At 69.3% G+C, this 22,220-nt stretch carries 19 protein-coding genes; 3 read left to right on the forward strand and 16 right to left on the reverse strand.

Annotation, left to right across the window (positions count from 1 at the left end; all coding sequences use genetic code 11):
* Positions 1 to 570: 570 nt before the first annotated feature.
* From lipL to mutA, 4 genes are all read right to left on the reverse strand, one after another.
* Entirely contained in the window at positions 571 to 1,884 is a 1,314-nt protein-coding gene (lipL, locus tag A7U43_RS17290) for an esterase/beta-lactamase LipL (RefSeq protein WP_411289530.1), read from the reverse strand.
* A gap of 96 nt (positions 1,885 to 1,980) precedes the next feature.
* The gene (gene meaB / locus A7U43_RS17295; RefSeq protein ID WP_067997716.1) at positions 1,981 to 2,958 is read right to left on the reverse strand and encodes a methylmalonyl Co-A mutase-associated GTPase MeaB; all 978 of its coding nucleotides are present in this window, start codon (positions 2,956 to 2,958) and stop codon (positions 1,981 to 1,983) included.
* Positions 2,959 to 5,226 carry a methylmalonyl-CoA mutase gene (scpA, locus tag A7U43_RS17300; RefSeq protein WP_067997719.1) on the reverse strand — a complete coding sequence of 756 codons (2,268 nt, stop codon included), beginning with the start codon at positions 5,224 to 5,226 and terminating at the stop codon, positions 2,959 to 2,961.
* Positions 5,227 to 5,228: 2 nt separating this feature from the next.
* A complete protein-coding gene (gene mutA / locus A7U43_RS17305; protein WP_067997722.1) occupies positions 5,229 to 7,049 on the reverse strand; it encodes a methylmalonyl-CoA mutase small subunit in 1,821 nt (606 codons plus the stop codon).
* A 173-nt stretch (positions 7,050 to 7,222) separates the two neighbouring features.
* Between mutA and A7U43_RS17310 the strand changes: the two genes are divergently transcribed.
* The gene (locus A7U43_RS17310) at positions 7,223 to 7,954 is read left to right on the forward strand and encodes a TVP38/TMEM64 family protein (RefSeq protein WP_067997725.1); all 732 of its coding nucleotides are present in this window, start codon (positions 7,223 to 7,225) and stop codon (positions 7,952 to 7,954) included.
* A 4-nt stretch (positions 7,955 to 7,958) separates the two neighbouring features.
* Here A7U43_RS17310 and A7U43_RS17315 read toward each other — a convergent pair whose 3' ends face one another.
* From A7U43_RS17315 to A7U43_RS17325, 3 genes are all read right to left on the reverse strand, one after another.
* Positions 7,959 to 9,146 carry a hypothetical protein gene (locus A7U43_RS17315; protein WP_156525947.1) on the reverse strand — a complete coding sequence of 396 codons (1,188 nt, stop codon included), beginning with the start codon at positions 9,144 to 9,146 and terminating at the stop codon, positions 7,959 to 7,961.
* A gap of 201 nt (positions 9,147 to 9,347) precedes the next feature.
* Entirely contained in the window at positions 9,348 to 10,559 is a 1,212-nt protein-coding gene (locus A7U43_RS17320) for an SPFH domain-containing protein (protein WP_067997730.1), read from the reverse strand.
* A gap of 37 nt (positions 10,560 to 10,596) precedes the next feature.
* The gene (locus A7U43_RS17325; RefSeq protein ID WP_067997732.1) at positions 10,597 to 11,028 is read right to left on the reverse strand and encodes an NfeD family protein; all 432 of its coding nucleotides are present in this window, start codon (positions 11,026 to 11,028) and stop codon (positions 10,597 to 10,599) included.
* A 58-nt stretch (positions 11,029 to 11,086) separates the two neighbouring features.
* On the opposite strand from A7U43_RS17325, the gene A7U43_RS17330 reads away from it, so the two are divergent.
* A complete protein-coding gene (locus tag A7U43_RS17330; protein WP_067997735.1) occupies positions 11,087 to 11,935 on the forward strand; it encodes a hypothetical protein in 849 nt (282 codons plus the stop codon).
* Here the strand turns inward: A7U43_RS17330 and A7U43_RS17335 are convergent.
* From A7U43_RS17335 to A7U43_RS17350, 4 genes are all read right to left on the reverse strand, one after another.
* A complete protein-coding gene (locus A7U43_RS17335) occupies positions 11,910 to 12,896 on the reverse strand; it encodes a ferrochelatase (RefSeq protein ID WP_418287696.1) in 987 nt (328 codons plus the stop codon). The two genes, A7U43_RS17330 and A7U43_RS17335, sit on opposite strands and share 26 nt — an antisense overlap.
* Before the next feature lie 73 nt (positions 12,897 to 12,969).
* Complete coding sequence (gene inhA, locus A7U43_RS17340) at positions 12,970 to 13,779, reverse strand: NADH-dependent enoyl-ACP reductase InhA (protein ID WP_067997741.1); 810 nt, start codon at positions 13,777 to 13,779, stop codon at positions 12,970 to 12,972.
* Between the two features lie 19 nt (positions 13,780 to 13,798).
* The gene (gene fabG1, locus A7U43_RS17345) at positions 13,799 to 14,563 is read right to left on the reverse strand and encodes a 3-oxoacyl-ACP reductase FabG1 (protein WP_067997744.1); all 765 of its coding nucleotides are present in this window, start codon (positions 14,561 to 14,563) and stop codon (positions 13,799 to 13,801) included.
* A 65-nt stretch (positions 14,564 to 14,628) separates the two neighbouring features.
* Positions 14,629 to 15,531 (reverse strand): AraC family transcriptional regulator, encoded by a 903-nt coding sequence (locus tag A7U43_RS17350; RefSeq protein WP_231963343.1) that lies wholly within the window; start codon positions 15,529 to 15,531, stop codon positions 14,629 to 14,631.
* Positions 15,532 to 15,651: 120 nt separating this feature from the next.
* Here A7U43_RS17350 and A7U43_RS17355 point away from each other — a divergent pair, with 120 nt between their 5' ends.
* Positions 15,652 to 16,734 carry an aldo/keto reductase gene (locus A7U43_RS17355; RefSeq protein ID WP_067997747.1) on the forward strand — a complete coding sequence of 361 codons (1,083 nt, stop codon included), beginning with the start codon at positions 15,652 to 15,654 and terminating at the stop codon, positions 16,732 to 16,734.
* Here the strand turns inward: A7U43_RS17355 and A7U43_RS17360 are convergent.
* From A7U43_RS17360 to ripA, 5 genes are all read right to left on the reverse strand, one after another.
* Complete coding sequence (locus A7U43_RS17360; protein WP_067997750.1) at positions 16,731 to 17,738, reverse strand: VWA domain-containing protein; 1,008 nt, start codon at positions 17,736 to 17,738, stop codon at positions 16,731 to 16,733. The genes A7U43_RS17355 and A7U43_RS17360 overlap by 4 nt on opposite strands.
* A gap of 42 nt (positions 17,739 to 17,780) precedes the next feature.
* The gene (locus A7U43_RS17365) at positions 17,781 to 18,731 is read right to left on the reverse strand and encodes a DUF58 domain-containing protein (protein WP_067997753.1); all 951 of its coding nucleotides are present in this window, start codon (positions 18,729 to 18,731) and stop codon (positions 17,781 to 17,783) included.
* Entirely contained in the window at positions 18,728 to 19,864 is a 1,137-nt protein-coding gene (moxR1, locus tag A7U43_RS17370; protein WP_067997756.1) for a chaperone MoxR1, read from the reverse strand. The genes A7U43_RS17365 and moxR1 overlap by 4 nt, the downstream gene beginning before the upstream one ends.
* A gap of 136 nt (positions 19,865 to 20,000) precedes the next feature.
* Positions 20,001 to 20,639, reverse strand: coding sequence for an NlpC/P60 family peptidoglycan endopeptidase RipB (gene ripB, locus A7U43_RS17375; RefSeq protein WP_068002988.1), 639 nt, complete (start codon positions 20,637 to 20,639; stop codon positions 20,001 to 20,003).
* Positions 20,640 to 20,732: 93 nt separating this feature from the next.
* Complete coding sequence (ripA, locus tag A7U43_RS17380) at positions 20,733 to 22,154, reverse strand: NlpC/P60 family peptidoglycan endopeptidase RipA (protein ID WP_067997759.1); 1,422 nt, start codon at positions 22,152 to 22,154, stop codon at positions 20,733 to 20,735.
* Positions 22,155 to 22,220: the final 66 nt, after the last annotated feature.

A 22,220-nucleotide genomic window follows, 5' to 3' on the forward strand; every position in this document is an offset into this window, starting at 1 on the left:
CAAGTGCCGCGACGCGCAGGCTACACCAGCTACATCCTCGACATCCAGCAACTTTCCGATAGTGCCGCAACCTGCGGATCCATTGTCTTATTGACGTTTAAGTAAATGTGATGCGGCTCACCTTGTCAAGTCTGGTATTAGCCAGCACTCAGAACAGCAAACAAGTTCGGCAAACTTATCAACCGGTCCGGCGGCGACCGGTACGGCCTCTCCCTTCCCGGGTCACGCCGCCGTTTCAGGAAGCGTCATGCCAGCTAGCACTGTAAACAGCTGTCACAACTACCCCACAGTAGGTTGCCCCGGAGTGATTGTGAGCGTTTCAGACAACTCCGCCGCCCGCCGGTACCCACCGATTGGCAATCGATAGACGTGTAACGGAAACCGCACGCCGCGGTACGGCCGCCATTGTTCCCGGGGCCGGCCCGAGTTCGGCTCGACAGGCACATCCACAGCATTGCCACAGCCAACGATCCGGGCCCCTAGCAATATGGTGCGACCGGCGGTATCACCTGCATATTTGCGGGGGCAAGCAAAACTTCGGGCAACCGAAATCGGCCTCCGGAAGCGGGTTCAGACGGCGGCCGCGGAGGGCCCGGCGAAGCCCGTTCCCAACCGCGGAACGGCCTGGAAACCGCGGTCGCGCGCCCGCGCCGCACCGCGCCGGATCAGCGCCGCCGTCGCCACGAACCCGGCCTGATCGGCCAGCACGAGCGGTGTGAGCAGCCGGTTGTGCACGTAGCCGAACGCCAGTCCGGTGGCCGGGTCCGCCCAGCCCAGCGAGCCACCGAGACCGACATGCCCGAAGCCCGGCAGAACGCCCGGGAAGGGCAGCGAGTGATAACCCAGGTGGAACGCCATCGGCAGCACGAGGGAGCCGTCCGGGTGCAGACTGCGCGGCCCGCTCAGGCCGGCCACCAGATCGCGGGACAGGAATCGGGTGCCGTCGAGGTCGCCCCCGTTGGCGATCGCGCCGTACATCCGGGCCAGCGCACGCGCGGTGGCCACCCCGTTGGCCGACGCCATCTCGCTGTCCAGCAGGGGCGTGTCCCCCTGCACCATCGATTTCATCCCGGGGAAGTACAGCGCCCCGAGCCCGCCGGACAGCGGCAGCGCGGCCAGGTGCGGGGCCACCGCGTTGAAGAGCGGGTTCTGCAGGTGGCGCTGCGGCCCGATGATCTGCGCCGGCTGGGTGGGGGTGGCCGCCGGCGGTCGGCCCAGGTGCACGCCGTCGACGCCCAGCGGCGCCGCCAGCTCCCTGCGGAACAGCTCGCGCATCCCGAGTCCGGTGACCGAGCGGGCCAGCCCGGAGACCAGCCAGCCGTAGGTCACCGCGTGATAGGCGGGGCGTCCGCGCAGCAGCCCGGCGGGTGCCGCGGCGATGCGTTCCTCCATCTTGACGTGGTCGAGCAGATCCGTGCGGCTGACACCGTTGAGTTGGGACAGCCCGGCCCGATGGCGCAGCACGTCGCGAACCGTGATCCCGGCCTTACCGTTGGCGCCGAACTCCGGCCAGTACTCGGCCATCGGTGCGTCGTAGTCGATGAGCCCACGGTCGACCAGCCGATGGATGACGGTCGAGGCCATACCCTTGGTCGCGGAGAACACCATCGCCCCGGTGTCGGCGTTCCAGCGCTGCCGACCGGCCCGGTCGGCCCATCCGGTCCAGACGTCGACGACCGGCACCCCGTCCAGGTACACCGACAGGGCGCCGCCACCCAACCGCCGGTGCCCGAACAGCCTGGCGAACGCCGCCACCGCGCACGCGAAGCTGGGGTCTGCCGCGCCCTGGACTCCGAGCGGCAACGGGGCTGCATCGGAGATGTCCGCGCTATTGCCGATCACGGTGGGCGCCGCGCTGCGCTCACCATCTATTGCGTAGGTCACAGTCAATCCAATTTACCTCGCGGTTTGGCTAACTAGCGAGGGGCGTTACCTATCCGTAAGACCTGGGCGGTTCCCGAAACGGTAACCAGGCTCAGCTCATCGGTCGGCGGCCTCGAGGATCCGCTGGGCCGCCAGTGCCGGCGTCAGTTCCCCGGCGCGGACCTGCCGTTCCAGCTCGGTACGGATCTGTTTGACCTCGGGATTGCCGAGCACCCGGTCCAGCACGGTGTCGCGGACCATCGCCCACATCCAGTTCACCTGCTGCCTGCGGCGGCGCCCGTCGAACTCACCGGCATCGGTCAACACCTTACGATGCTTCTCGACGGTCTCCCACAGCTGCGCCAAACCGTCTCCGGTCAGCGCGCTCATGGTGAGAACCGGTGGCCGCCAAAGTGTTTCGCGCGGATAAATGAGACGCAGCGCACCGGTCAGTTCGCGCGCGGCGGCGTGCGCCTCGACGGCGTGCTCGCCGTCGGCCTTGTTGACCACCACCACATCGGCGAGTTCGAGCACACCCTTCTTGATGCCCTGCAACTGATCGCCGGTGCGGGCCAGGGTCAGGAAGACGAACGTGTCCACCATGTCGGAGACGGTCACCTCGGACTGCCCCACCCCCACCGTCTCGACGAGGATGACATCGAAGCCGGCCGCCTCCAGCAGCACGATCGTCTCGCGGGTGGCACGGGCCACCCCGCCGAGGGTGCCCGAGGTCGGCGACGGCCGGATATAGGCATCCGGGTGCACGGCCAGCTTCGCCATCCGGGTCTTGTCCCCGAGGATCGACCCGCCGGTGCGGGTCGAGGACGGGTCGACGGCCAGGACGGCGACCCGGTGCCCCGCCTCGATCAGGTGCATACCGAGCGCCTCGATGGTGGTCGACTTGCCGACACCGGGCACGCCGGTGATGCCCACATGGATGGCACCGCCCGCGTCCGGCATGAGCTCCAGCAGCAGTTCCTGGGCCTTCTGCCGGTGATCGGGGCGCGTCGACTCGATGAGGGTGATGGCGCGCGCCAGACCCGAGCGGTCACCGCCGCGGACTGCCGTCGCCAACTCGGCGACCGTGGGGCTCATCTAGCTCAGGGTGTATCCGAGTCGTTCGGCGAGCTTGTGCAGCAGGCCGATGGCGGCATCGGCGATCACGGTGCCCGGCGGGAAGATCGCCGTCGCCCCGGCGGCGTAGAGCTCGTCGAAGTCACCCGGCGGGATGACCCCACCGACGACGACCATGATGTCGGGGCGACCCACCTCGGCGAGCGCATCGCGCAGCGCGGGCACCAGGGTCAGGTGCCCGGCGGCCAGGCTGGAGACACCCACGACATGTACGTCGTTGTCGGCGGCCTGGCGGGCCACCTCGTCCGGGGTGGAGAACAGCGAGCCGACGTCCACGTCGAAGCCGATGTCGGCGAATGCCGTCGCGATGACCTTCTGGCCGCGGTCGTGCCCGTCCTGGCCCATCTTGGCGACCAGGATCCGTGGCCGACGGCCGTCGGCCTCGGCGAACTTCTCGACCAGCTCCGTTGCGGTGGTCACGTTCCCAGCCTTTCCGACCTCGTCGCGGTACACCCCGGCGATGGTGCGGATCTCGGCCTGGTGCCGGCCGTAGACCTTCTCCAGAGCATCGGAGATCTCGCCGAGGGTGGCCATGTGGCGGGCAGCGTCGATGGCCAGCGCCAGCAGATTGTTACCCAGCCCGTCCTCGCCGGCGGGTCCGGAAGCCTGTGCGGCACGGGTCAATTCGGCCAAAGCCGCCTGGGTGGCCGCCTCGTCGCGCTCGGCGCGCAGACGTTCCAGCTTGGCCAGCTGCTCGGCACGGACCCGACTGTTCTCGACCTTGAGGACCTCGATCTCCTGGTCCTCGGCCACCTGATATTTGTTGACGCCGATCAGCGGCTGGGCACCGGAATCGATGCGCGCCTGCGTCCGGGCAGCGGCCTCTTCGATGCGCAGCTTCGGGATGCCCTCCCCGATGGCCTGGGCCATCCCGCCGTACTCGGAGACCTCCTTGATGTGCGCGCGCGCCTTCTCGGCCAACTGATGGGTCAGCCACTCCACGTAGTACGAGCCGCCCCACGGGTCGATCGGCCGGGTGGTGCCGGACTCCTGCTGCAGCAGCAGCTGGGTGTTCCGCGCGATGCGGGCGGAGAAATCCGTCGGCAACGCCAACGCCTCGTCGAGGGCGTTGGTGTGCAGCGACTGGGTGTGCCCCTGGGTGGCGGCCATCGCCTCGATGCAGGTGCGCGCGACGTTGTTGAACGGGTCCTGCGCGGTCAGCGACCAGCCCGAGGTCTGCGAATGGGTGCGCAGGGACAACGATTTGGAGCTCTTCGGATCGAACTGTGCCACCAGCTCGCTCCACAGCAGTCGTCCCGCGCGCAGCTTGGCGACCTCCATGAAGAAGTTCATCCCGATGCCCCAGAAGAAGGACAGCCGGGGCGCGAACTTGTCGATGTCCAGCCCGGCGTCGAGGCCGGCCTTGATGTACTCGACCCCGTCGGCCAGCGTGTAGGCCAGCTCCAGATCGGCGGTCGCACCCGCCTCCTGGATGTGGTACCCCGAAATCGAGATGCTGTTGTACTTCGGCATTTTCGCGCTGGTGTAGGCGAAGATGTCGGAGATGATCCGCATCGAGGGCTTGGGCGGATAAATGTAGGTGTTGCGGACCATGAACTCTTTGAGGATGTCGTTCTGGATGGTGCCGGCCAGCTTCTCCGGTGCCACCCCCTGCTCCTCGGCCGCCGCGACGTAGAGCGCCAGGATCGGCAGCACCGCACCGTTCATCGTCATCGATACTGACACGCTGCCCAGGTCGATCCCGTCGAACAGCTGGCGCATGTCCAGGATCGAATCGATGGCCACCCCGGCCATCCCGACATCCCCGGCCACCCGCGGGTGGTCGGAGTCGTAGCCGCGGTGGGTTGCCAGGTCGAAGGCCACCGACAGACCCTTCTGGCCGGCGGCCAGGTTGCGCCGATAGAACGCATTGGACTCGGCCGCGGTGGAGAAGCCGGCGTACTGCCGGATGGTCCACGGCTGGTTCACATACATCGTCGGGTAGGGCCCGCGGATGAACGGCGCGTCGCCCGGGAAGCTGTCCACCGGGTAGCCGGCGGCGGCCGCGTCATCGCGGTCGGCCTCGATGAACACCGGTTTGACGTCGATCCCTTCCGGCGTCGACCACACCAGCTGTTCGGGGGTGTACCCGTGTGCGGTGGCGGCGGCGGCGACCTGTTCGGTCACCGCCTGCGGGGTGGGTGCCGGGCCGTCGTGCGGGCCGTGCAGCGGAACCTCTGCGAAACTGCCGATCGCGGCGGACGTCTCGGTGATATCGGATGCGGTCATGATCAGGCCCCCAAACGGGTCAGCAGGGTCGCCAGCGCCTCGACGGCGTTGATCTTCGCGGTCAGGTATTCGTCGGGTCGCGCCACCGCGGCACCGACGGCCTTCTCGGGCCCGGCGAGATAGATGTGCGGCACGCCGGCATCGCGCGCGGCGGCGACGACGGCTTCGGCCTCGGTGCCGTACCGCGCGTCGGTACCGCAGATCACCACGGCGCGGTGCCCCTCGACGGCCGCCGCGACCGCGGCCGCATCGACCGTGCCCGGATTGACGGTCTCGATGCCGCCGGAGGCAAGCAGGTTGGCGGCGAACGTGGTTCGGATGTTGTGTTCGGCGAGCGGCCCCAGCGGCAGCAGCACCACCGCGGGCCGCGTCCCGTGCTCGGCCAGGTAGGCATCGGAGCGGTCGCGCAGCGCCTCGAAGCCGGCGCCGTAGCGATACACCCCCGGCTCCTCGGCGGCCCCGGCGAGCGGCTTCTCCGCCAGGTTCGGGAACTCGTTCACCCCGGTCAGCGCGGTCCGGCGATGCGCGATGTCATCGGCGCGCGCCTCGCGGACCGCCGCGATCTGCTCGCTGAGATGTTCGCGGGCCGCCACGAAGCCGCCGCGGGACTCCAGGTCCTGGAAATGCGCCCACGCCTGGTCCGCCAGCTGCGCCGTCAGATCCTCGACGAACCAGGACCCGGCCGACGGGTCGAGCACCCGGCCCAGATGGGACTCCTCGAGCAGCAGCAGCTGCGTGTTACGCGCCATGCGGCGGGTGAAAGTGGTTGCGGTGCCGGGCAAGCCACCGGGGATCGCGGCGTCGAAGGGTGCCACCAGGACGGTGTCGGCGCCGCCGACGCCGGCGGCGAACGCGGCCAGAGTGGTGCGCAGCATGTTCACCCAGGGGTCACGCCGGCTCATCATCGGTGCCGACGAGACCGCATGCACGACGGCGGCGCCGGCGGCGCCGTCACCGGCGACCTCGGCCACCCTGGCCCACAGCCGGCGCGCGGCGCGCAGTTTGGCGATCGTCATGAACTGGTCGTCATCAGCGGCGAACCGGAAGCTGATGTGGCGCAGCGCATCGGAGACCGACAGTCCGGCCTCGGTCAGCAGCCGCAGGTAACTCACTCCGGCGGCGACGGCCCCGGCCAGCTCCCAGGACGCACTGGCGCCCAGGTTGTGCAGCGCCGGACCGTCGACGGTGATGGCCCGCACCCCGGTCTGGCCGGCGGTGCGCCGCGCGATGGCGATGACCTCATCGGTGCCGACCGTCGGCCGCCCGCTCAGCGGCGCGGTGAACGGGTCGGCACCCAGATCCAGCGACAGCCGGCCACGCTGCTCGTCGTCGAGATCGGCGACCAGGGCCAGGACCGCGTCGGCGGCGGCGACGTACTGATCACCCGCGTCCAGCAGCACCGGCACCAGGTCCAGGTACACGCCGTCGAGCATCCGGTCCAGCTCGGCGGCGGCCGATCCGACCCGCAGCACCAGCGCGCTGGTGCCCTCGGTCAGTGCCAGCAGCAGCGCGCCGTTGGTCTCCGAGGTACCGCTGGAGGCCGCCAGCGGGAACTGCTCGGCGACCTTCCACCCGCTCAGCACGTCCCGGCGGGCATCGGCGCCGCGGGTGTAGGGCCACTGCCCGGGTAACGGCGACTCGGGCCGTTCGTCGAGAGCGGTGTAGAGCGGGCGTACCGGGAATCCCTCGTACGTCGGCGAGTCGAGCAGCCGTTCGGGTTCGGCCGGCAGATCCGCGGCATCGCGCCGCAAGCTCTTGGCCAGCACGCCGGCCACGCCGGAGCGCCAGCGCTCGCGATCCGATTCAATGACGCTCGAGGACACTGGCGGCTCCTGGGTTAAAAAGCGTTGTCTGACTAAGTGAGATTAGCCAGCGGTGATTGGCCTGTTGCACCTGAGGCTAAATGATCGGTATCACGGCAGCGTACGGCGGGCAAAAGCTACTGAGCAGTAGCGTTGTCGGCGACACCGCGCCGCGCCACGTAGGGTGGGCAGACGTGAAACCCGTCGTCACCACGTTGCGCACGGTCTGGACCGCGGTGACGTCGACGGCCACCCAACTGCCCCGCCGCCGCGCGGTGGGTATCGCGGCCACAATTGTGATCCTCGTCGCAGTGGCGATTCTGGTGCCGTTGCCGAGCGCGATCCAGCTGCGTGACTGGGCCACGGCGGCCGGCGCCTGGTTCCCGCTGGTGTTCTTCACCGCCCACGTCGTGATGACGGTGTTCCCGTTCCCCCGGACCGCGTTCACCCTCGCGGCGGGTCTGCTGTTCGGCCCCCTGGTCGGGGTCAGCATCGCGGTGGCCGCCAGCACCCTGAGCGCGGTGCTGGCCGTGCTGCTGGTGCGCGCCGCCGGCTGGCAACTCAGCCGGCTCACCCTGCACCCCAGGGTCGAGTCGCTGGATGCCCGGCTCCGCGAACGGGGATGGGTGACGGTGCTGTCGATGCGGATGATTCCGGCCGTGCCGTTCGCGGTCCTCAACTACGCGGCGGGCGCCTCGGCGGTGCGACTGCTGCCCTACACGGTGGCCACGTTGGTCGGCGTGTTCCCGGGAACGGCGGCGGTGGTCATCCTGGGCGACGCGCTCACCGGCAATATCAGTCCGCTGCTGTTCCTGGTGTCCGCGTGCACCGCGGGCGTCGGTCTGGTCGGGCTGGTCTACGAGCTCCGCGCGCACCGCCGCGCGCACGCCCGACCGGCGGGCGGGGAACCCACCGTCAGCACGTAGCCGCTCAGGCGGCTTTCTCGAGCGAGCGGTCCACCAGCGCAAGCCGACCGGGCGCGCGGTCCGCGCTGGGACGTCTGGTGTGCAGCGTGATCATCGACCCCGAGCGGACCACACCCATCGGGCCGGAACCGGCGAACCGGGCGATGCCCGCGACGCGGATGGCCCAGCCGGCCTTGGCCTGGCGGTAGCCGATCCTGATCCCGAGGGCGCAGATGACCAGCAGTCCGCCCACACCCGGCAACGCCACCGCCGCCAGCGCCGCGATCGAGATCGGCACCAGCAGCGTGCTGACCGCGCGGTCGAGGAAGGACTGCGGCGCACCCGAGGCGGTCAGACCGCTGACACCCAGCGACGCGGTGGCGGCCGGAGCCGCCCACTCCACACTGACGGGGGTGGCCGGGGCCGGCACCGGGGCAGCCGGGACGGGGGCCGGCGCACCGAGCGTGAGGGCCTCAGCGGACGGGAGGAGCAGCCCGGGCAGGTCCACCGGCGCGGCCAGCGCCGTGGTCGGCCGGGCCTGTGGTGCGACGCCGGTGACCGCCGGCGGCGGGGCCGTGACGTCCATCAGGGCGCCGAGCTCACCGGGCAGCGCGGCGACGGTACCCACCGAGGTGCCCACCGTGGTGAGCATGAACTCGATCGTGGTAATGACATCGGTGACCGGGGTGGTCGAGCCGGGCAGGCCGACCAGCAGGGCGGGAACAGCGGACACCGTCTGCTGGGTCGAACCGAGCACCGAGGCCACGGTGTCGCCCACCGTGTTCACCACCTCGGGCAGCTTGTCGTAGGTCAGCGGAGCCTTGACCGACACCGTCCTGGCAGGCGGCGGCCCGGCCGGCGCGGTGGCGGGCGCACTGAGCTCGAGCTCGGATTCGGTGCCCGACGACGGGTCCGGGGCGGTGGTGCGCGGGCGGCTACCGAAGCCGGGTTCGGGTCGCTGCGCCGTCCACGGACGGATCACCGAGCGCACGCCGGTGAGCGACTTGCGTAACGTCGGACGGGTGTCGATGCCGGCACCGCTGCCGGGTTTCGGGGTGTCGGTGCCCGAACTCGGGCCCTGCGACGTGCCGGATTGGCTGCTGCCGGAATCGGTATCGGGGTCGGCCACCGAAACGGCCATCGGTGCACCGATGGCCAGCATGGTCGACAACGCGCCGGCACCCAGCGCGGTGCGCACGCCCACCCTGCTCATAGCGTCCCCGTCATCACGTCGCCATTTCGTCCTCGCACCGGCAAAAAAGCCAGTGCACGGCCAGCAAATCACCAATATGCCATTAGACCACGGGACCTGGTCCGCCCCACAGGAAAAATGTTCGACCGCGTCAATCATTCAGGAAAATCTCAGCCTGCGACCGCGCAATCGCGTGGTTTATCGCCGTCGGGGCAGCCGGCGTTACGGGGCGCGATGGGTGCCGCCCGGCGGCGGCACCGGAGCACCCCCCAGCGCCGGGGACTGGGTCGGTGCGTCCAGCGGCGCCGCGGACTCGGCTCCCAGCGGCGGGACCGACTTGCGGGCCTCGGCCTCGGCTCGCGCCACCGCCCGCGCGATCTCCGGGTCGGTTTCGGTGTTGAACCACTCGGCGACCTCGTCGGAGTCGTCCTCCGGCTTGGGCAGGTCCCCTTCCACCGGCGACGGGGTGTAGCGGAAGACGCCGTCGGAACCCGGGGCGCCCAGCATCTTGGTGAACCCCTCCAGCGCGGACCCGAAGTCGCTGGGAACCAGCCACACCTTGTTGGCCTCGCCCTTAGCCATCTCCGGCAGGGTCTGCAGGTACTGGTAGGCCAGCATCTCCGGGGTCGGGCGGCCGGCCTTGATGGCGGCGAAGGTCTTCTCGATGGCCTTCGCCTCACCCTGGGCCTTGAGGTACTGGGCGGCCCGCTCACCCTGAGCACGCAGCATGCGGGACTGCCGGTCGGCCTCGGCCGCCAGGATCGCCGCCTGCTTGGCACCCTCGGCGGCGAGGATCTGGGACTGCTTCTGCCCCTCGGCCTGTTTGATCGATGACTCCCGGACGCCCTCGGCGGTGAGGATCATGGCGCGCTTGTCGCGGTCGGCCTTCATCTGCTTCTCCATCGATTCCTGGATCGACGGCGGCGGGTCGATGCTGCGCAACTCGACGCGGGCGACGCGCAACCCCCACCGGCCGGTCGCCTCGTCGAGCACCCCGCGCAACTGGGCGTTGATCGAATCGCGCGATGTCAGGGTCTGCTCAAGGGTCATACCGCCGACCACGTTGCGCAGCGTCGTGGTGGTCAACTGCTCGACACCGACGATGTAGTTGCTGATCTGGTACACCGCCGCCTGCGGGTTGGTGACCTGGAAGTAGACGACGGTGTCGATGTTCAGCGTCAGGTTGTCCTCGGTGATCACCGGCTGGGGCGGGAAGGACACCACCCGCTCGCGCAGATCGACCCGCGCGCGGATCCGGTCGATGAACGGGACCAGCAGTGTCAACTGGCCACTCACCGTCCGGCTGTAGCGACCCAGCCGTTCGATCACCGCGGCCTCGGCCTGCGGGATGAGCGCCACCGATTTGGCCACCACCACGACGGCGAAGATCACCAGGACCACGAACAGCACGAGGCCTACGACGGCACCATCCATGACGATTCCTCCCACATTCCTGTTCGGCTGTTACTGCTCAGAGCGCTCGGTAGACGACCGCGGTGGCCCCGTCGATGTGCATGACGGTGACCTGGTCACCCGGTTCGAATACATCGTGGTCGTTGAGGGGCCGTGCCGTCCACACTTCACCGTCGAGTTTGACCTGACCCTCGTGCTGGGCCACCCGGGAGAGCACCAGCGCGCCCTTGCCTTCCAGCGCCTTCGCCGGCTCCGGCAGGCCCTGACCCGCCTCCATCCGGCGCCGCAAAGCGGGGCGCACCCCGACCAGCAACAGCAGCGAGACGACGAGGAACACCGCACCGTCGGCCCAGATCGGCCAGTCGAACACCACCGCCGCACCGGCGGCCGCCAGCGCACCACCGCTGAGCATCAGCAGGAAGAGGTCACCGGTCAGCGCCTCGGCGCCGGCCAGTCCCAGCGCTGCGACCAGCCATATCCATGCGGGCATGGGTGTCAGCGTAGCGAATCAGGCCGTACCCGCGACCGACAACTACACTGCGGAAACTATGTGGTGTCCGAGCGCTTCGCTGACGATCTGGGTCAACGCCTGGCTTGCGGGAGTTGCCGCGCCCGATGATGTGCTCGACGCGCTATCCCAGTGGGCGCCAAAGCATTCCGTGACCGCCTACGATTCGGTGGCGGCCGGTTCCACCGGGCTGCCGTGGCCGGACCTGTTTCACAGCGGAACCATGTCGTTGTTGCAGACCATGCGCACCGCCGCCGGCGCGCCGCTGGACGGCCCGCCGCTGACGCTGGTGCTGCCGGTCCCAGGCGATGTGCGCGGCCTGCCGCCGGACACCCAGTTCCAGCGGGACGCGATCGCCATGGGCGAGGCGATCATCGTCGGCCAGGACGCCCGCCGCTCGGTCGGCATGGTGCCCGAATACAACTACGAGGACGTCGACGACCCGGATTTCGAGCCGGATCCGGTCTCGCTGGCGTGGACGGTGTATTCGACCGGGAGCGCAGCGGTCGTCGAACACAGCGATCTCGGCGACGCCGAGTACACCCTGCGCTCCGCCGTGCGCTCGGCCGCCGACGCGCTCGGCGCGTTGAGTGCCGGCATCGGCGCCGCCGACATCGACGACCCGCGCGGGATGGTCGAACAACTATTGGAGGCGACGCGCCTGCACCGGCTGCCCGATCACGCGCCGGAACGGGCGCTGCGGGTGCTGGAGAACGCCGCGCACGTGGACGCGATCATCACCGCGAGCTCCGGTCTGATGCCGATCGGGCTTCAGACCAGCTCGGAGATCCGCATCGCCTCGGACACCCTGCGGCCGCTGGCCTCGGTGGTGCGCACCGCCAGGCTCGCCGCGGTCAGCGCCATCATGTACTCGGCCTGGCAGCGCTGAGCGGTTCGCAGGCCGGGGTGCAGAACGCGCCGTTGACACTGCACCCCTGATTCGGAACCGGTTGCGCGCCGGGAACTCTGGCAGGTGCGTCACCGAGGCGCAGCTCGTCGACAAGTCCGATGACGAGTTCGGCGAAGCGGCGCTGCGCGTTCGGGGTGCTGGCTCGGGCCAACGCGACCCCGGCCGCCTCGGCCTGTTCGGCGAGTTCGTTGTCGAGATCCCACACCACCTCGATGTGGTCGGCGACGAAGCCGATCGGGCAGGCGATGACGGCACGGACGCCCTGCCCGATGAGGGCATCGAGGTGATCGCCGACATCGGGTTCCAGCCAGGGCACCTGCGGCGGCCCGGACCGGGACTGCCAGACCAGGTCGAAATCCGGGTAGCCGGCCGCCGCGGCGACCAGGCGTGCGGCATGACCGACCTGACGTTGGTAGAGGTCGGTGCCGCACCGCGATGCGGCGCGCAGCGGTATCGAGTGCGCGGTGAACACCAGCCGGGCCCCGGCGCGCAGGTCCTGCGGAAGTGTCGCGGCGGCATCGTTGACGGCGTCGGCGAACATCTCGACGAACAGCGGGTGGTCGAAATACTGGCGCAGTTTCACCAGCTCGGGCGCGGACTCCCCGACCGCCTGACGCGCCCGGGTGATGTCCTCCTGATACTGCGCGCATCCGGAGTATCCGCCCCACGCCGAGGTGGCGAACACCGCAGCGCGCCGAACGCCGTTGTCGCGCATGGCCGCAACGGTGTCCTCGACGTAGGGCTCCCAGTTGCGATTGCCGAAGTACACCGGCAGGTCGCGCCCCTGATCGGCCAGTACCGTCTCGATCTGCCGTATCAGTGCGCGGTTGATCCCGTTGATGGGTGAGACACCACCGAAGTGCTGATAGTGCTCGGCCACCGCAACGAGTCGCTCGGGCGGGATCCCGCGGCCCCGGGTGACGTTCTCCAGGAACGGCATCACCTGCTCGGGGCCTTCGGGCCCGCCGAACGACAACAGCAGCAGGGCGTCGAAGTGCACGGGATTCCCGTTTCTACAACAGCTGGGTGCTGGCGCCGCCGTCGGCGTAGATGACGGTGCCGGTGGTGGCGGGCAGCCAGTCCGACAGCACGGCGCAGACCGTCTTGGCGACCGGGGTCGGGTCCTTCATGTTCCAGCCGACCGGGGCGCGCTGATCCCAGCCCTCCTCCAGCAGCCGCATCTGGTCACCGGCCTCGGCGCCCAGCGCCCCACCGACGATGGCGCTCATGGCCAGGGTCCGGATCGGACCGGCGGCAACCAGATTGGAGCGCACACCGAACGGGCCGGCCTCGCGGGCGACGAAGCGGTTCACCGACTCCAGTGCGCTCTTGGCCACCGTCATCCAGTTGTAGGCGGGCATCGCCCGGGTGGGGTCGAAGTCCATGCCCACGATGCTGCCGCCACGGTTGAGCACCGGCAGGGTGGCCTTGGCCAGTGCGGCGTAGGAGTACGCCGAGATGTGGATGCCCTTGGCGACGTCCTCGTAGGGCGCGTCGAAGAACGGGTTCACCCCCATCCCGGTCTGCGGCATGAAACCGATGGAGTGCACCACGCCGTCGAGCTTGTTGCCCTCGCCGATCACCTCGGTGATGCGCCCGGCCAGCGAGTCCAGATGCTCGGAGTTCTGCACGTCCAGCTCCAGCAGCGGAGCCGGATTGGGCAGCCGGTCGGCGATGCGCTGGATGAGCTTGAGCCGGTCGAACCCGGTCAGCACCAGCTCTGCGCCGGCCTCCTGGGCCTGCTTGGCGATGTGGAACGCGATCGAGCTGTCGGTGATGATCCCGGTGACCAGGATGCGCTTACCTTCGAGAAAGCCGGTCATATGAAAGTCCCTATCTCTTCTAGTGGCCCATGCCCATGCCGCCGTCGACGGGGATGACCGCGCCGGCGATGTAGCTTGCATCTTCGGAAGCCAGGAAGCTGACCGCCCCGGCCACTTCGGCGGCGGTGCCGACCCGCTTGGCGGGGATGAACTCCAGCGCACCCTCCTGGATGCGCTCGTCGAGTGCGCGGGTCATCTCGGTGTCGATATAGCCGGGGGCGACGACGTTGGCGGTGACGCCGGCCTTGGACAGCTCACGCGAGATCGACCGTGCCATCCCGATCAGACCGGCCTTGGCGGCCGCGTAGTTGGCCTGGTTCCCGATGCCCCACATACCCGAGACCGAGCCGATGAAGATGATGCGGCCGAAACGCTTGCGCTGCATGCTGCGCGAGGCGCGCTGAGCCACCCGGAAGGCACCGGTGAGGTTGGCGTTGATGACCTCTTCGAACCGTTCCTCGGTCATCCGCATCAGGAACGCGTCCTTGGAGATGCCGGCGTTGGACACCAGCACCTCGACCGGGCCCTGGTGTTCCTCGACCTCTTTGAAGGCCCGGTCCACGGCGTCGTTGTCGGTGACGTCACACTGCACGCCGAACAGTCCCTCGGGGGCGCCGGAGCCGCGGTGGGTCACCGCGACCTTGTGACCGTCGGCGGCCAGGCGCTGCGCGATGGCCAGGCCGATCCCCCGGTTTCCACCGGTGACCAGCACCGAACGGGACACGAAGGGCGGGCGGCCCACGGGTGCCGCGGCGGCACTCTCCGTGGCGGCGGTATCACTCATGACCGCCAACTTATCGTCTGACCGGCACGGTCCCGAAATCGCATCGCCGACATGTGCGGGCGAGCTCACGGGAGATGGACGGCGCCCACCGCGCGGTCCGCGGTCAGCCGGGCCACATCACGTCCGGGTGGCGCGCCGAACATGCGGCGGTACTCCCGGCTGAACTGGGTGGGGCTGTCGTACCCGACGAGGTGGCCGACTCCGGCGATGTCACCGGCCTCGGCGACGAGCAGCGCACGGGCCTCCTGCAGCCGGATGCGTTTCTGGAACTGCAGCGGGCTCAACTCGGTGATGCTGCGGAAGTGCCGGTGATACGCCGAGCTGCTCATCCCGGCCATGGCCGCCAGGTCACCGATGCGCAGCGGCTCGGCGTAGTTCTCCCTGATCCACCGGATGGTCCGATTGATATGCGTCACAGAGCTTCCCGCCGAACCGATCTGGGCCACCAGCTCGGCGTGCGGACCGCGCAGCAGCCGCCACAGGATCTCCTGTTCGATCAAGGGTGCCAACACCGCGGCGTGGGCGGGGCTGTCCAGCAGCCGCACCATCCGCAGCAGCGCGTCGAGCAGGTCCGGATCGGCGGGGCCGGTCGCCATCGCGGTCCGCACATCGCCGCGGCGCGGCGCCGGACCACCGCGCAACAGCAGCTCCGCGATCGCCGGTGGGCGCAACACCAACCCGGCGGCCAGCGCAGGCGAGCGGGCGTCGCAGTCGATGAAGTGCCCGCTGACCGGCAGCTGGGCCGTGACCACCAACACCTCCCCGGCCCGGTATTCGAACACCCGATCGCCCAGCAGCAGGCGTTTGCCGCCCTGCGCCATCACCACCAACAGCGGGTCGGTCAACGAGTACTCCGGCGACGTGTCCGCGACGCTGGCGACCAGCAGTCCGTCGATGGCCGTCGTCATCTCCGGCCGGGCATGCGCCGCGATGCGGTGGGCGAGCTCGGCCAGCGGGGTTTGCGTCACCTACCGATAGTTTCAGAATGAGCAGTATCAGGCAATAGATCAAGCGGATCGATCTACCGGCCGGGCCGCGCATCGAGTTGTCTGAAGGGGTCAGTCACACCGCCATGAAGGAGCAACACCATGACCCTCGACAGCTATCTCACCCTGGGCCGATCCGGCTTGCGAGTGAGCCCATTCTCACTGGGCGCCATGACTTTCGGTGAGGACGCCGGCGGCGCCGGCTGCAGCGTCGCCGAATCCGAAGCCATCCTGGACGACTACCTCGACCGCGGCGGGAATTTCGTCGACACCGCCAACTTCTACACCAACGGGCATTCCGAGACGATCCTCGGGGACTACTTCCATGCCCGGCCGCAGAGGCGGGATCGTGTGGTCCTGGCCACCAAGTTCTTCACCAATATGGTGCCCGGCGATCCCAACGGCGGCGGCGCCGGTCGGCGATCAATCCTCACCCAGCTGGAGCAGAGTCTGCGCCGGCTGCGCACCGACCACATCGACCTGTACTGGCTGCACAACTGGGATCGGCACACACCGATCGAGGAGACCATGCGCACCCTCGACGACCTGGTCCGGGCCGGCAAGATCCGCTATATCGGCTTCTCCAACATCCCGGCCTGGGTCACCGCGCAGGCCCAGACCATGGCGATGCTGCGCTCCTGGACGCCGCTGATCGCCCTGCAACTCGAATACTCGCTGCTGGCTCGCGATGTCGAGGGTGAGCAGGTGCCGCTGGCGATCGACCAGGACCTCGCCCTGGTGACCTGGAGTCCACTGCGCAACGGCTTCCTGTCCGGCAAGTACCGGCGCGGCGGGGCCGTCGGCGACTCCGCGCGGGCCGCCTACGTCGGAGCTCCGAGCGAGGCCGAATACGACGTCATCGATACCGTTACCGCGGTCGCCGAGGAACTCGGCAGCACGGCCGCGGCGGTCGCGCTGGCCTGGCTGCGGTCGCGGCCGGGCACGGTGGTGCCGATCGTGGGCGCCCGGCGGCGCGCCCACCTGGAGAGCAACCTGGCTGGCCTGGACGTCCAGCTGAGCGCCGACCAGCTGCGCCGGCTCGACGAGGTGTCCCGGTTCGCGATGACCCACCACCCGGCAATCGAGGACACGCTGCGGATGTCGCTGCAGTTCGCCGGCACCACGATCGACGGGACGGGCACCGGCGAGTACCCACCGTTGCAGGCCGGGACGGCGCGGTACTAGCCCGGCAGACGACGGTTGATCAGCAGCGCCGCCAGCGCGGCCAGGGCCAGCACCAGCGCGCCGAGCCGCAACCAGCCGACGCTGGCGTCACCCTTGATGGTCTCGTAGCCGATCTGCTGCTGCAGCGAGCTGAAGACCTCCTTGAGTTGCTCCAGGCTGGACGCGGTGAAGGCCTCGCCGCCGGACAGATCGGCGATCTTCTTGAGCATCTCGTCGTCGACGGGCACCGGCTGGCGCTGATCGTTGATCTCCACGTAGCCGTACGGGGTGCCGAAGGACACCGTCGAGATCGGCACGCCCTGATCCTTGGCGGTGCGCGCGGCGGTGTAGGCGCCCTTCGGGTTGTCCGGGTTTGACGGCACGGTTTCCTTACCGTCGGACATCAGCACGATCCGCGCCGGCGGCGGTTCGTCACCGCCGCCGATCACCGCGCCGACGGTGGCGATCGCCTGCAGCGCGGTGAAGATGCCCTCACCGGTGGCGGTGCGATCGGCCAACTGCAGCTTGTCGATGCCGTTCTTGGTGGCCTCGCGGTTGGTGGTCGGTGAGACCAGCACGGTGGCGGTGCCGGCGTAGGCGATCAGTCCGAGGTTGATACCCGGGGTGAGCTGATCGGCGAACTGTTTGGCGGCCTCTTGGGCGGCGACCAGCCGGCTGGGCGCGACATCGGTGGCCCGCATGGACTGCGAGACGTCGATGACGAGCATCACCACGGCCCGGTTGCGCGGGATCCGCACATCGTGGGTGGGGCCGGCCATCGCCACCGTCAACAGCACCAGTGCGGAGACCAACAGGATCGCCGGCAGGTGCCGCCACCGGGTGGGCTGTTGGGGGGCGACCGTCTCCAGCAGTTCCATGTTGGCGAAACGCAGGATCCGCTTCTGCCGGGCCCGCTGAACCACGATGTAGAGGGCGACCAGCCCCGCCACCGCCAGCAGGAACAGGAAGAACCACTTGTGTTCGAAGCCCGACAGGCTCATCGGTCCGAGCAACGGCAAAGTCATCTGCAGCGTGTCATTTCAGTGTCGTAGTCATCCGGGGACGTGTCATCGGCCGCCGGCCAGGGCACCGCGGCGGCGGTTCGCCACGAAGCGGACCACATCGGCGATCCAGTCCCGGTCGGTGCGCAGGGTCAGCAGTGGCGCGCCGCAACGTCGCAGGGTGCGGGCCACCTCGGCGCGGTGCGCCGCGGAGGCGCGGGCGAAATCGTCACGCAACTTCTCGTCGATGGTGAACTCGCGGGTGACCCCGGTCTCGGTGTCCTGCAGGATCACATCGCCGATATCGGGCAGTTCGACATCGCGCGGATCGATGATCTCGATACCGAGCACCTCGTGCCGCCCGGCGATGGCACGCAGCGGCCGCATCCAATCGATCGGACCGAGGAAGTCGCTGATGATGACGGCCATGCCCCGACGGCGCTCGGGCCGCCGCAACGCGTCGATGGTGGCGGCCAGGTCCCCGCGCACCCCGGGCGGCGCCTGGGGGGTGGTGGCGATGGCGCGCAGGAGTTCCTGTTCGTGCAGCCGCCCGGACAGCGCGGGCACCCGGCGCAGCGTGTCACCGTTGGAGATCAGCGCACCGATCCGATTGCCGCCGCCGCTGTTGAGGAAGGTGATGGCCGCGGCCGCGGCCACCGCCAGATCGCGCTTCTCGCATCCTGCGGTGCCGAAATCCAGGCTGGCCGACACGTCGACCACCAACCAGGTCTCCAGCTCCCGGTCGGCGATCATCTGCCGGACATGCGGATGGGTGGTGCGCGCGGTCACCGACCAGTCCATCCGCCGGACATCGTCGCCGGGTTGGTACATCCGCGACTCCCCCGGCTCCGACCCGGGACCGGGGATCAGGCCGAGATGGTCGCCGTGCAGCACCCCGTCGAGCTTGCGGCGCACCGTCAGCTCCAGTTTGCGCAGCGCCGCGGTCAGGGCGGGGTCGCGGATCTCACCACGCTTGAGCGAGGGCAGGTCGACCGCGGGCCCGCCTGTGGCGGTCACCGACCGCCGGCCGCCGCCGCGGCAGGCACCCCGACAGGCGCCGAATGACCCTGCTGCGGAATCGCATTCACCTGCGGCAGACCCACGGTCTGCATGATCCGGGTGATCACCGTCTCGGCGGACACCTCGTCGGCCAGCGCATCGTAGGTCAGCACCAGGCGGTGCCGCAGCACGTCCGGAATGACCTCGACGACATCCTGGGGCACCACGTAGTCACGCCCGCGCACCAGCGCCAGCGCGCGGGAGGCGGCGATGATGCCCAGCGAGGCACGCGGTGACGCGCCGTAGGCGATCCACGCCTTGGCGTCGGGCATCCCGAACTTCTCCGGCTCGCGGGTCGCGGTGACGATGCGCACCACGTAATCCACCAGGGCGTGGTGCACGAAGTTGTTCGCGGCGACCTCCTGCAGCCGCAGCAGGTCCCCGGTGTTGAGGATCTGCTTGGGCTCGGGCGGTTTGACGCCCATCCGGTAGATGATCTCGCGCTCTTCTTCCGGCGAGGGATAGTCGACGTTGAGCTTGAACAGGAAGCGGTCCCGCTGCGCCTCGGGCAGCTGGTAGACGCCCTCCTGCTCGATGGGGTTCTGGGTGGCCATCACCAGGAACGGCGACGGCAGCGGGAAGGTCTTGCCGCCGATGGAGATCTTGCGCTCGGCCATCACCTCGAGCAGGGCGGACTGCACCTTGGCCGGCGCCCGGTTGATCTCGTCGGCGAGCAGGAAGTTGACCACCACGGGGCCGAGTTCGATGTCGAACTCCTCCTGGCCCTGCCGGTAGATGCGGGTGCCGACGATGTCGGTGGGCACCAGGTCGGGGGTGAACTGGATGCGGGCGAAGGTACCGCCGACGACCTTGGCGAAGGTCTCCACGGCCAGCGTCTTGGCGACACCGGGCACACCTTCGAGCAGGACGTGCCCCTTGGCGAGCAGACCGACCAACATGCGCTCCAGCAGCTGGTCCTGGCCGACGATGATGCGTTTGACCTCGAACAGCGCCCGCTCCAGGGTGTGCACCTCGTTCTGCAGATTCGCGTTCGGGGACGGAGCGCTCTGCGTGCCGGGCGGGTAACCCTGCGTCGGGGCCGGGCCTGCGTAGCCTCCGGCGCCCTGCGGCGGCCCACTCGGTGACGTCATCTAGCTTCCTCCCACGATCGTTGTCGTACAAACTCGCTGGCATTCGCCGACGTCCACCGGGGCGGCAGGGCGTCCGCCGTCAACTATTCCAGGCACTTCGGAATCCGTCGACGTCGCCCGCCCGCGCGCCGGGGCGTCAGGACTCGATGATACGAACCAGATGCGGTGACATCCCGGCGGTCCGCAACGGGCTCACGGTCACCTTCTCGGCGCTGCCCGAGGCCTCCAGCATCTTCCCGCCGCCCAGATAGATGGCCACGTGCTGACTGCCGCCCGGGCCCCAGAAGATGAGGTCACCGCGCTTGGCCTGCGACGGCGGGATGGGCCGGCCGGTGTTGTACTGGTCGCCGGAGTACTTCGGGATCTGCACGCCGACGCCGGCGAAGGCGTACCGGGTGAAGCCCGAGCAGTCGTAGCCCATCTTCCCGGCGTCGTAGTCCACGCCGGGTCCGGGGCCGGTCAGGGTGCCGCCACCCCACGAGTAGGGCACCCCGATCTGGGAACCGCCGCGGCGGATGACGTATTCGATGGCGGCGGGTCCGCGCACCCGGGCACCGGTGGGCAGGCCGCCCGCGGCCGGGGTGGGCGCCAGCCCGATGCTCTGCAGGAACTTCGAACCCAGGCTCTGGGTGGTCTCCAGGGCGATCTTGCTGACCTGGAACGACGCGTTCGCGATGGCCACCGGGTCGCCGGGCGCACCGGAACTGGGGACGGCGGGCAGTGTCGGATCCCACTCCGGCGCCGCGGCCGCCGGGGACGCCGCGCCGAGCGCCATCGCACCGGCCACCGCCAGTGCGGCCAGCACCCGGTTGAGGCTTCTGAATCGTGTGGAGGTCAAGGAGTTCCCAACGTTTTAGTACTCGGTGTCTTAGTACTCGATGTATCGGACGGCAAACGGGGTCATACCGCTGGTGCGCACCGGCGAGATCTTCACGGTCGACCCGGTGTAGGGCGCCTCGATCATCTGGTTGTTGCCGAGATAGATGGCCACGTGCTGGCTGCCGCCGGGGCCCCAGAACAGCACATCGCCGCGGCGCATCTGCGAGGTCGGGATCTTGCGCCCCATGTCGTACTGCGATCCCGAGTAGTGCGGCAGCTTGATGCCCACCCCGGCGAAGGCGTAGAGCACCAGCCCGGAGCAGTCGAAACCGACTGTGCCGGAGCCGGAATCGATGCCGTTGCTCTTACCCGCGGCGTTTCCGCCACCCCACGAGTAGGGCACACCGATCTGCGACATGGCGCGTTTGATGACGAACTCCGAGGCCGCCTGACCGTTCACCCGCGGGATCGCACCGTTGGTGAATCCGGTTGGCGTGGGGAGGATGCCGAGCTTCTGCAGGAAGCTGCGTCCCATGTTCGCGGTGAGCTGGGCCGACGTCTGCATGATGCCGAGGATCGCGTTGATGATCGCGATCGGGTCGCCGCTGACGAAGGCGCTCGGGATGGCGGGCAGGGTGAGGTCCCACTGGCTGGACTGCGCGCCCGGGGCCTTCGCGCCCGGTGTGCGGTCCCAGTCGGCGGCGACCGGGGTTGCCCCGGGTGCGGCCGCGGGCGCCGCCGGAGCAGGGGCGGCGGGGCGGGCGGCGGCGAGTTTGGCCTGGGCCGCGCTGCGTTGCGCACTGAGGCGGTCCAGTTCGGCCTGTTGGGAGCCGAACACGCGCTGCGCCTCGGTCAGGCTGGCCACCGCGGCGTCCTGGCTCGACTGCGCATCGGCGGCGGCCTTGTCGGCGTTCGCCTTCGCCAGCCGGGCCGCGGATTCCCGGTTGACCTGCTCGGTGCGGGCCCGCTGCAGATCGGCCATCACCTGCTGGGAGCTGATGGCCATCGCCTGGCCGGCCGCGGCGGTCCGCAGGGCGTCGGCCGGGTCGGCGGCGGTGAGATAGGACGCGGCGGGCCCGTTGACGTAGGCGGCGACGGCGTAGGTGTCGAACCGCTTCTGCGCGTCGGCGATGGCCGCGTTGGCATCGGCCACACCGCGCTGGCTGTCCAGTACCTGCTGTTGCGCCGCGAGCGCGGCGTCGCGGGCATCCTGCACACCGACGAGCGCCTTGTTGACGCTCTCCTGCTGGGTCTGCACGGCGGCGCCGAGATCCTGGAGTTTCTGGTTGGCATCGGCGACAGCGGCCACGAGGGCGGCCACGCCTTCCGGGGCCAGTGGCTCGGCGATGGCGCGCGGCCCGGTGATCGGGCCGTCCGGGAAAGCGCCGGCGAACAGGATGCCCAGCGACAGCGGGATCACGCAGACGCGCCCGTAGTTGCGGGAGGCGGAGGCGCCAGGGGTGCGTCTCATTCGACTCAGGTCTCCTAGGGCTCAACGCGACGGTGTTGGCACATCACTTTCGTGTCATGAGTCACA

The organism is Mycobacterium adipatum (genome assembly GCF_001644575.1).
Lineage (GTDB): Bacteria > Actinomycetota > Actinomycetes > Mycobacteriales > Mycobacteriaceae > Mycobacterium > Mycobacterium adipatum.